The following is an 11,032-nucleotide window of genomic DNA, read 5'->3' on the forward strand; positions in this document are numbered from 1 at the left end:
ACCCGCCCCCGACCGCCCTGCTCAGGCTCGCTGACCCACGACTCTCTGACACAAGACAAGGACGCCGCCCCATGGCCCAGCGCTTCTATGACACCCGCACCGCGCAGATCAGGGACTTCGAGCCCCTCGTGCCCGGCCAGGCCTCGGTCTACTACTGCGGGGCCACGGTGCAGGGCATGCCGCACGTGGGGCACGTGCGCAGCGCGATCGTGTTCGACGTGCTCATCCGCTGGCTCGAGGCCACGGGGCTGCGGGTCACCTCCGTCCGCAACGTGACGGACATCGACGACAAGATCCTCGACCGCTCCGCCGCCTCCCACGCCCCCGGCTTCGAGGCCTCGGACCTCTACCCGGCGCAGGAGCCGTGGTGGGCGCTGGCCTACCGCTTCGAGAACGCCTTCGACGCCGCCTACCTCGCGCTCGGAGTGCGCCGGCCCACCTATGAGCCGCGCGCGACGGGCCACGTCCCGGAGATGTTCGCGCTCATCCGGCGGCTCCTGGACGGCGGTCACGCGTACGCCGCGGCCGACGGCTCCGGGGACGTGTACTTCGACGTGCGCTCGTGGGAGCGCTACGGCGAGCTGACCCGCCAGCGCGTCGAGGACATGCAGGACGCCCCCGACGCAGACCCGCGCGGCAAGCGCGACCCGCGCGACTTCGCCCTGTGGAAGGGCGCGAAGGAGGGCGAGCCCGCCACCGCGGTGTGGGAGTCCCCGTGGGGTGCGGGCCGCCCCGGCTGGCACCTGGAGTGCTCCGCCATGTCCACCAAGTACCTGGGCGCCGAGTTCGACATCCACGGCGGCGGCCTGGACCTGCGCTTCCCGCACCACGAGAACGAGCTCGCCCAGTCGGCCGCGGCCGGCGACGGGTTCGCCCGCTTCTGGCTGCACAACGGCCTCGTCACGTACGAGGGCGAGAAGATGTCCAAGTCCGTGGGCAACACCATCTCCCCGGAGGAGATGCTCGGCATGGCCCGCCCGAAGGCCGTCCGCTACTTCCTCGGCCAGGCCCACTACCGCTCCCAGCTGGACTACCGTCCCGGCGCCCTCCAGGAGGCCGCCGCCGCGGTGGAGCGCATCGAGAACTTCGTGGACCGCGCCCGTGCGCAGGCCCCCGACGACGCCGCCGGCACCTCCGGCGCGCCGCTCGCCGAGCGCGTGCCCGCGGCCTTCCGCGCCGCGATGGAGGACGATCTCAACGTGCCGCAGGCGCTCGCGGCCGTGCACGAGGCCGTCCGCGCGGGCAACACGGCGCTCGCCGCGGGCGACGCCGCCGCCACCGCGGCGCGCCTCGCGGAGGTCAGCGCGATGACGGCCGTGCTCGGCCTCGACGACGTCCCGGAGGCGGGCGCGGGCGGCGCCGGTCCCGAGGCGGCCGCGCTCGACTCCCTCGTGCGCTCGCAGATCGCGGCCCGCGCCGAGGCCCGCGCGGCCACGGACTGGGCCGCCGCGGACCGCATCCGGGACGCGCTGGCCGCGGCCGGCGTCGTGGTGGAGGACGGCGCCGAGGGCGCCACGTGGCGCCTGGAGGGCTGACACCTAGACTGGAGGCCGATCCGGCGCGCCGAGCAGGCGGCGTCGACCCCAGCCCCACCCACAGCAGGAGTCCCCTCATGTCCACCGCACCCCGCTCCGGCGGATCCCGCAAGCCCCAGGGCAAGAAGGGCCCGCTGAAGGGCACCGGCGGCCACGGCCGCAAGGCCCTCGAAGGCCGCGGCCCCACGCCCAAGGCGGAGGACCGCACGTACCACAAGGCGCACCGCTCGAAGCAGCTGGCCGAGCGCTCCGCCGCGAAGCGCCCCGGCGCCGGCCCGCAGCGCGCCGCCCGCCCCAAGCTCTCCGACGAGACGGTCTCCGGGCGCAACCCCGTGGTCGAGGCCCTGCGCGCCGGCATCCCCGCCAAGGCGCTGCACGTGGCGGTGCGGATCGAGGTGGACGACCGCGTCCGCGAGGCCCTGCGCCTGTGCGCCGAGCAGGGCGTGCCGGTCATGGAGAACACCAAGCCCGAGCTGGACCGCCTCTCCGCCGACGCGATCCACCAGGGCCTCGTCCTGCAGATCCCGCCGTACGAGTACGCGGACGCGCTCGACCTGGCCCGAGAGACCCTCGAGAAGGGCGAGAAGGCGCACCTGCGCACCGCGCCGCTGCTGATCGCCCTCGACGGCATCACCGACCCCCGCAACCTGGGCGCCATCATCCGTGCCGGCTCCGCGTTCGGCGCGGACGGCGTGATCGTCCCGGAGCGCCGCTCCGTGGGTGTCACGGCGACGGCGTGGCGCACCTCCGCGGGCGCGGCGGCCCGCGTGCCTGTGGCCCAGGCGGGCAACCTCAACAACACCCTCGCGGAGCTGCACCGCATGGGCTACTTCGTGCTCGGCCTCGACGGCGACGGCGACGTCTCCCTGCCCGGCCTCGAGCTCGCCACCGAGCCCCTCGTGCTCGTGGTGGGCGCCGAGGGCAAGGGCCTGTCCCGCCTCGTGCGCGAGCACTGCCAGCAGATCGTCTCGATCCCGATCGACTCGACCATGGAGTCCCTCAACGCCTCGATGGCCGTGGGCATCTCCCTCTACGAGATCTCGACGCGCCGCGCCGGCGCGCGCTGAACCCCCAGCGGTGCCTGTCCGGCCGTCGGCCCCCGCGGATCCCCTCCCGAGGATGCGCGGGGGCCGTCGGCGTCAGGGCTGATGTCGTCTGGGCCGGACGCCTCTGTGCCGAGGACATCCGTTCCCCGCGACGCGCGGTCGACGTCACAATGTCCACATTTCCATGGGTCATATTGCGCGTGATGCAGTTCACACTGCACAGTGATGGTCACTGTGACCACGCGGCCACCCCCGCGGGCGCAGCCCCCCTGACGCACCCTGCCTGCAGAACGAGGTCCTCGTCCCATGAACCACCGCTCCCTTCGCATCACCGCCGCCCTCGCCGCTGTCGCCCTCGGGCTCACCGCGTGCGGCGGGTCCGGCTCGGCCGACTCCGCCTCGTCCTCGGCGGCGGGCTCCGCCGGGGGCTCCTCCGCTGCGGTCGAGGAGTACACCGTGGGCATCAACCAGCTGACCACGCACCCGGCCCTCGACGCCACGCGTGAGGGCTTCAAGGAGGCCTTCGCCGACGCCGGCCTGAAGGTGGAGTTCGATGAGCAGAACGCCCAGGGCGACCAGGCGACCGTCACCTCCATCGCCTCCACCTTCGCGTCCGCGTCGGACGTCGACCTCGTGGCCGCGATCGCCACCCCGGCTGCCCAGGGCACCGCCTCCGCCGTGAAGGACAAGCCGGTCGTGTTCATGGCCGTCACGGACCCGAAGGCCGCCGAGCTCGTGAAGGCGGACGACGCCCCGGGCGGCAACGTCACCGGCGTCTCCGACCGCAACCCGGTGAAGGAGCAGCTGCAGCTGCTCAAGGACGTCAAGCCGGATGCCAAGACCGTGGGCATCGTCTACAACTCGGGCGAGGTCAACTCCAAGGTCCAGGTGGACCAGGCCAAGGCTGCCGGCAAGGACCTGGGCCTCGAGGTGAAGGAGGCCACGATCACCAACTCGTCCGAGGTCCAGCAGGGCGTCCAGGCGCTCGGCGACGTGGACGGCATCTACGTCCCCACGGACAACGCCGTGGTCTCCGCGCTCGAGACCGTCCTGTCCTACGGCAAGGACAAGAAGGCGCCCGTGATCTCCGCGGACACCGACTCGGTGGAGAAGGGCGCCCTGGGCACCTTCGGCATCGACTACAAGGAGCACGGCAAGCAGGCCGGCGAGATGGCGGTGAAGATCCTCCGGGACGGCGCCAAGCCGGAGTCCACCCCGGTCGGTTTCGCCGACCCCGCCTCCCTCGAGCTGGTCCTGAACAAGGAGGCCGCGACGTCCTTCGGCGTCGAGCTCCCCCAGGAGCTGCTCGGCAGGGCCGACGAGGTGATCGGCGGCTGACCGCCCCCCTCCGGTGATCCCGGTCGGCCCCGGACGCGCCCGTGTCCGGGGCCGATGCGCGGATCCCGCGTCTCTTCCCCTCCCGGCCCCGCCTCCGAAAGGCCCCCCATGATCACCGCAGTGGAGCTCGGTCTGATCTACGCCGTCATGGCACTCGGCGTGTACCTGACCTTCCGCATCCTCGACTTCCCCGACCTCACGGTGGACGGCTCGTTCACCACGGGCGCCGCCACGGCGGCCGTCCTGATCACGAACGACGTGCCCGTCGCCCTCGCCCTGCTCGCCGCATTCGTCGTCGGCTGCCTCGCGGGCCTCGTGACGGGCCTGCTGCACACGAAGGGCCGGATCGACGGCCTCCTCGCCGGCATCCTCACCATGATCGCGCTGTACTCGATCAACCTCCGGATCATGGGCAAGGCCAACATCCCGCTGCTCGGCCAGGACACGCTGTTCACCTGGCTCGCGGACATGGGCCTGGCGCGGAGCATCGGCTCCGTCGTGGTCCTGTTCCTCGGCGTGTTCGTGCTCAAGCTGGTCATCGACTGGTTCCTGCACACGGACCTGGGCCTCGCGCTGCAGGCCACGGGCGACAACGAGGAGATGATCCGCTCCTACGGCGTCTCCACGGACCGGATGAAGATCCTCGGCCTCATGCTCTCCAACGGCCTCGTGGGCCTGTGCGGCGCGCTGCTGGCGATGTACCAGGGCTTCGCGGACATCAGCATGGGCATCGGCCTGATCCTCGTGGGCCTCGCGTCCGTGATCGTGGGCCAGGCGATCTTCGGCCAGCGCACGGTCTTCATGGCCACGCTCGCCGTGATCGTGGGCGCCGTGCTCTACCGCATCATCATCCAGCTCGCGCTCAACGCGGGCCTGAACCCCAATGACATGAAGCTCATCTCCGCCCTGCTCGTGGTCCTTGCGCTCCTCCTGCCGCGGTTCGGGTTCGCGAAGCGGCTGAGCCTGCGCTCGCGGCACACCACGGCCGAGCCCGTCTCGCAGCGGACCGGCGCCCCGACGCCGGCCGACGACGCGGTGGCCGAGGGCGCCGCCGCGTACGCATCAGCCCCGAAGGAGGCACCCCGTGCTTGAGATCCACGACGTCTCGAAGACCTTCTTCCCGGGCACCGTCAACGAGCGCCGTGCCCTGCGGGGCATCGACCTGCGTCTGGCGGAGGGCGACTTCGTCACGGTCATCGGCTCCAACGGCGCCGGCAAGTCGACCATCCTCAACACCATCGCGGGCAAGCTGACGCCGGACTCCGGCACCGTGAGCGTGGGCGGCCGGGACGTCACCCGGATGCCCGACCATCGACGCGCCTCCTGGATCGGCCGCGTGTTCCAGGACCCGACGGCCGGCACCGCGCCCTCGCTGAGCATCGAGGAGAACATGGCGCTCGCGTGGCGCCGCGGCCACACCCGCGGCCTCTCCCGTGGCGTGACCGCGTCCCGCCGTGCGGTGTTCCGGGAGGAGCTCACCAAGCTCGAGCTCGGTCTCGAGGACCGCCTCACCTCGAAGGTGGGCCTGCTCTCGGGCGGCCAGCGCCAGGCGCTCAGCCTGCTCATGGCCACGTTCTCCGGGCCGAAGATCCTGCTGCTGGACGAGCACACGGCCGCGCTGGATCCGTCCCGTGCCGAGCTCGTCACCCGCCTGACCCGGCAGGTGGTTGCGGAGCGCTCGCTCACCACGCTCATGGTCACGCACAACATGTCGCAGGCGCTCGAGGTGGGCGACCGGCTGATCATGATGCACGACGGTCAGGTGATCCTCGAGCTGGATGCGGCCCAGAAGGCTCGCATGACCCCCGCCGACCTCCTCGCGGAGTTCGGCAAGATCAAGGGCGCCGTGGTGGATGACAAGACGATGCTCTCCTGATGCCCCGGTCCCGGGCGGGTCGGACCCGCCCGGGACCGGCCAGGCATTCATTCGGGCGCCCGGTCGCGGTAGCGTCGGGCGCGTGAGCACCTCGAAGAGCGCCCCCGTCAGCGACGTCCGCCTCTCCACCGTCACGGGCCGCATCCCGGTGACCGCCGTCCAGCCGGTGGTGCTGGACGGCCGCTTCCCGGCCAAGGCCGTGGTGGGGGAGGACGTCCCCGTCCGCGCGACGGTGTTCCGGGAGGGCCACGACGCCGTCCGCGCCACCGTCCGTCTCCTCGATCCGGACGGAGCCGAGGTGCAGCGGGTGCCGATGCGCCCCGGTCGCCCGGGCCTGGACGAGGTGCTCGGCACCTTGCGTCCCGCCGAGACGGGCCTGCACCACTTCGTCGTCGAGGGCTGGCACGATCCCGTGGGCACATGGCGTCACGCCGCCACGGTGAAGATCGCCGCGGACGTGGACGTGGAGCTCATGCTGGCGGAGGGCGCCGCCCTGTTCGGCCGCGCGGCGCAGGATGCCGAGCGCCCCGCCGAGGACCGCGCCGCCTTCGAGGCCGCCGTCCGCGGGCTGTCCGACGCCGCCCTCACGCCCGCGCAGCGCCTCGCCGCCGCCGAGTCCGCCGACGTCGCCGCGGCCCTGGACGCCCGTCCGATCCGTGAGCACGTCACCAGCTCCGAGCTCTACCCGCTGGACGTGCAGCGCGAGCTCGCCGGCCGCGGCGCGTGGTACGAGTTCTTCCCGCGCTCCGAGGGGGCACGGTTCGACGAGCCCACGGGCACGTGGCACTCGGGCACCTTCGCGACGGCGGCCCGCCGCCTCCCCGGGGTCGCCGCGATGGGCTTCCAGGTGGTCTACCTGCCGCCGATCCACCCGATCGGCCGCGCGCACCGCAAGGGCCCGAACAACACCCTCACCGCCGGCCCGCAGGATCCGGGCTCGCCGTGGGCGATCGGCGCGGCCGAGGGCGGGCACGACGCCGTCCACCCGGACCTGGGCACGCTCGAGGACTTCGAGGCGTTCGTGGCCGCGGCCGCGGAGCTGGACCTCGAGGTGGCCCTGGACCTCGCCCTGCAGTGCGCCCCGGACCACCCGTGGGTGGCCGCCCACCCCGAGTGGTTCACCACCCACGTGGACGGCACCATCGCCTACGCGGAGAACCCGCCGAAGAAGTACCAGGACATCTACCCGCTGAACTTCGACAACGACCCGGACGGCCTCTCCGCCGCGGTGCTCGACGTCGTCCTCGGCTGGGTGGGGCGCGGCGTGCACATCTTCCGCGTGGACAACCCGCACACCAAGCCCCTGTGGTTCTGGGAGTGGCTCATCCGCGAGGTGCGTGAGGTGGAGCCGCGCGCGGTGTTCCTCGCCGAGGCGTTCACGCGCCCCGCCATGATGCACGGGCTCGGCCAGGTCGGCTTCCAGCAGTCCTACGGCTACTTCACGTGGCGGAACACCCGCGAGGAGCTCGCCGAGTACCTCGAGGAGATCAGCCATGAGACCGCCGGCTTCTATCGCCCGAACTTCTTCGTGAACACCCCGGACATCCTCACGGAGTACCTCCAGACGGGCGGCCCCGGGGCGTTCCGCATCCGCGCCGCGATCGCCGCGACGTCCAACCCGCTCTGGGGCGTCTACGCGGGCTTCGAGCTCTTCGAGCACGTGCCGCGCCCGGGCGCGGAGGAGTACATCGACAACGAGAAGTACGAGTACCGCCCGCGCGACTGGCAGGGGGCGGAGGCCGCCGGCGCCTCGCTCGCGCCCTATCTGACCCGTCTCAACGAGATCCGGGCCGCGCATCCGTCCCTGCGGGACCTGCAGAACCTCACGCTGCACGGCTCCACCCACGAGGACCTGCTGGTCTTCTCCAAGACGCGCTCGGCCGCCCCGGAGGGCGCGCACCGCGACGCCGCCGCGGTGACCGATGCCGGTCCCGCCGAGGACACCGTGATCGTGGTCGTCACCACGGACCCCCACGGGGTCACCGAGGCGACGCTGCGCCTGGACCTGGACGCGCTGCAGGTCCGGGTCGAGGACCGGGACGAGGAGGGCCGCTTCGAGGTGGAGGAGCTGCTGACCGGGCAGCGCTGGCACTGGGGCGCCGAGCCCTACGTCCGCCTCGACCCCGAGACGCCGGCACACGTGCTGCGCGTCGTCCGCCGCGGCTGAGCCGCCCTCCCGGCGCACCTCCGCCGACCCCGACCGTGACCCCTGAACAGGAAGATCCCATGGCCCCCCGCACCGTCGTCCCCCTCCCCGTCGACCCGGAGGTGCTGGCCGCCGTCGCGGAGGGCCGCCACCATGACCCGCACAGCGTGCTCGGGGTGCATCTCCACCCCGACGGCGCCGGGGTCACCTACCGTGCGCTGCGCCCCTTCGCGCGGACGGTGACGGCGGTCCGCGCGGCCGACGGCTCGCGCGTCGAGCTGGAGCACGAGCACGACGGGGTGTTCGTCGGCGCCGGGCCCCTGACCGCGGCAGGCCCCGGGGCCGTGGGCGAGTACCGGCTCGAGGTCGCCTATCCGGGCGCGGAGGGCCAGGCCGACGCCGTGGAGGCGTGGGACGACCCCTACCGGCACCTGCCGACGCTGGGCGATCTGGACCTGTACCTGATCGGCGAGGGCCGGCACGAGCGGCTGTGGGAGGTGCTCGGCGCCCGCGTGCACCGGGACGCGGCGGGCGAGGCCATCGGCACCGCGTTCGCGGTGTGGGCGCCCAACGCCCGGGCGGTGCGCGTGGTGGGCGAGCACAACGGCTGGCAGGGGCGCACCCACGCGATGCGCTCCCTGGGCTCCTCAGGCGTGTGGGAGCTGCTCGTCCCCGGCGTGGGCCACGGCGCGCGCTACAAGTTCGAGATCCTCGGCCCGGACGGGCTCTGGCGTCAGAAGGCGGACCCCATGGCCCGCTGGACCGAGGTGCCGCCGGCCACGGCCTCGCGGGTGCTGGACTCCACCTACACGTTCACCGACGACGCCTGGATGGAGCGGCGCCGCGCGACCGATCCGCACGAGCAGCCGCTGAGCATCTACGAGGTGCACCTCGGCTCGTGGCGCCCCGGGCTGGACTACCGGCAGCTCGCCGAGCAGCTCGTCGAGTACGTGCAGTGGCTGGGTTTCACCCACGTGGAGCTCATGCCCGTGGCCGAGCACCCGTTCGGCGGCTCGTGGGGCTACCAGGTCACCGGCTACTACGCGCCGACGTCGCGCTTCGGCACCCCGGACGAGTTCAAGCACCTGGTGAACGCCCTGCACGAGGCCGGGATCGGCGTGATCGTGGACTGGGTGCCGGCCCACTTCCCCAAGGACGAGTGGGCGCTGGCACGGTTCGACGGCACGCCCCTGTACGAGCACCCGGACCCGCGCCGCGGCGAGCACCCGGACTGGGGCACGTACGTGTTCGACTTCGGCCGCACGGAGGTGCGCAACTTCCTCGTGGCCAACGCCCTCTACTGGCTGGGCGAGTTCCACGTGGACGGGCTGCGCGTGGACGCCGTCGCCTCGATGCTCTACCTGGACTACTCCCGCGAGGACGGCGAGTGGGAGCCCAACATCCACGGGGGCAACCACAACCTCGAGGCGATCGGCTTCCTGCAGGAGGCGAACTCCGCGGCCTACCGGCTGCACCCGGGGGTGCACATGATCGCGGAGGAGTCCACGGCGTTCAGCGGTGTGAGTGCTCCCGTGAGCGCGGGCGGCCTGGGCTTCGGCAAGAAGTGGAACATGGGCTGGATGCACGACACCCTGGCGTACCTCTCCGAGGACCCGGTGAACCGCCGCTGGCACCACGGCCAGTGGACGTTCTCCATGGTCTACGCGTACTCCGAGAACTACGTGCTGCCGCTGTCCCACGACGAGGTGGTGCACGGCAAGGGATCGCTCCTGCAGAAGATCCCCGGCGACCGCCGCCAGCAGCTGGCCACCCTGCGCGCGTACTTCGCGTACATGTGGGCGCACCCGGGCAAGCAGCTGGTCTTCATGGGCGCGGAGTTCGCCCAGCCCTCCGAGTGGTCCGAGGGGAACGGGCTGGACTGGCCCGTCTCCTGGGACGAGGCCCACCGCGGGGTGCAGCTCACGGTGCGCGAGCTCAACGCGCTCTACCGCGTGAAGCCCGCGCTGTGGTCCGCGGACCACAGCCCCGACGGGTTCGCGTGGGTGGACGGCGGGGACGCGGACGGGAACACCCTCGTGTTCCTGCGCCGGCCTGCGGGCGGCGGGGGTCAGGCCGAGGCGTCCCCCCTGCTGTGCATCACGAACCTCTCCGGCTCCGCGCGCCAGGGTCTGCGCGTCGGCGTGCCGAGTGCGGGGGAGTGGACGGTGGTGCTGGACACCGACGACGCCGACTTCCACGGGGACGGATGGCGCGAGCAGACCGGCCAGATCGAGTCCCCCGTCGCCGAGCCGGGCGAGTGGCAGGGGCAGCCGGCCCACCTCACGGTGAACGTGCCGGCGCTGAGCACCCTCTGGCTGCAGCCTCACCCGGGCACGGGCGACGAGCCCATGGCGCACGGCACGGTCACCGGGGAGGCGGACGTGGCGGGGACCCCGGTGGTCGACCCGCAGGCCCAGGAGCCGGTGACCGAGCCTCACCCGTCCGACCGTCCCGAGGCCGCCCGCCGAATGTGAGGCAGGCCATGGCGGAGCGCCGGCACGCCTGAGTGGGGTGAACCTCGGATGAACGCTGCGGAACCCCCGTGATCATGCGGGTGGAAGGTGATCGGGGGCGGTGCACGCGGTGCACGGCCCCCGATTTTGCGTGGGGGTCGTGGTGTGTGTAGAGTTCCATCTCGTGCTGAGGCGCGGTTCGAGGAATCGGACGGCCGGGTGAAGAACATGGAATCCGCGGATTCTTGCCGTGAATGGCAGGTCCAGGGCGGATGTGCTCACACAGTGTGCAGTGTTCCTGTGAGGGGATGCTGGTATTCCTGAAGAGATGATCTGGTTTGACTGCTGGTGATCGTGTGGTAAGCTTTCGTAGCCTTCTGCATGGATTTTCACTGGGTGACGACGTCGGATGACGGAGTTGACGGGAACTGATCGTGTGGTAAGGTTGCGAAACCGGATCACGTGAACAGCTGCTGAAGACTTCGGAAACGGGGTTGACAGGGTCTGATCGGATGGTCTAGGATGGAGAAGTTGCTCCAGAGTGAAACGTTCCGCGAGGCGGGATGGTGAGTCTGGAAGCGCCTGTTGTTTGAGAACTCAATAGTGTGCCAAGTTTGTTGATGCCAATTGTTTTAACA

The 11,032-nt window shown here is 71.7% G+C and carries 7 protein-coding genes; all 7 read left to right on the forward strand.

All coding sequences use genetic code 11. The features are described from left to right. Positions 1–71: 71 nt before the first annotated feature. Positions 72–1,535, forward strand: a complete 1,464-nt coding sequence (gene cysS, locus KZX60_RS11020) for a cysteine--tRNA ligase (RefSeq protein ID WP_248118381.1) — start codon at positions 72–74, stop codon at positions 1,533–1,535. Positions 1,536–1,612: 77 nt separating this feature from the next. Further along, entirely contained in the window at positions 1,613–2,602 is a 990-nt protein-coding gene (gene rlmB, locus KZX60_RS11025; protein WP_248118383.1) for a 23S rRNA (guanosine(2251)-2'-O)-methyltransferase RlmB, read from the forward strand. Between the two features lie 285 nt (positions 2,603–2,887). Beyond that, the gene (locus KZX60_RS11030) at positions 2,888–3,919 is read left to right on the forward strand and encodes an ABC transporter substrate-binding protein (protein ID WP_248118385.1); all 1,032 of its coding nucleotides are present in this window, start codon (positions 2,888–2,890) and stop codon (positions 3,917–3,919) included. Positions 3,920–4,027: 108 nt separating this feature from the next. Further along, positions 4,028–5,011, forward strand: coding sequence for an ABC transporter permease (locus KZX60_RS11035; RefSeq protein ID WP_248118386.1), 984 nt, complete (start codon positions 4,028–4,030; stop codon positions 5,009–5,011). Then, positions 5,004–5,795, forward strand: a complete 792-nt coding sequence (locus KZX60_RS11040) for an ABC transporter ATP-binding protein (RefSeq protein ID WP_248118395.1) — start codon at positions 5,004–5,006, stop codon at positions 5,793–5,795. Before KZX60_RS11035 ends, KZX60_RS11040 begins: the two co-directional genes overlap by 8 nt. Before the next feature lie 82 nt (positions 5,796–5,877). After that, a complete protein-coding gene (locus tag KZX60_RS11045; RefSeq protein ID WP_248118397.1) occupies positions 5,878–7,962 on the forward strand; it encodes a maltotransferase domain-containing protein in 2,085 nt (694 codons plus the stop codon). A gap of 59 nt (positions 7,963–8,021) precedes the next feature. Next, a complete protein-coding gene (glgB, locus tag KZX60_RS11050; protein ID WP_348983751.1) occupies positions 8,022–10,415 on the forward strand; it encodes a 1,4-alpha-glucan branching protein GlgB in 2,394 nt (797 codons plus the stop codon). The last annotated feature ends 617 nt before the right edge of the window (positions 10,416–11,032 follow it).

Origin of the sequence: Micrococcus sp. EYE_212 (assembly GCF_023147585.1) — a bacterium.
GTDB lineage: Bacteria > Actinomycetota > Actinomycetes > Actinomycetales > Micrococcaceae > Micrococcus.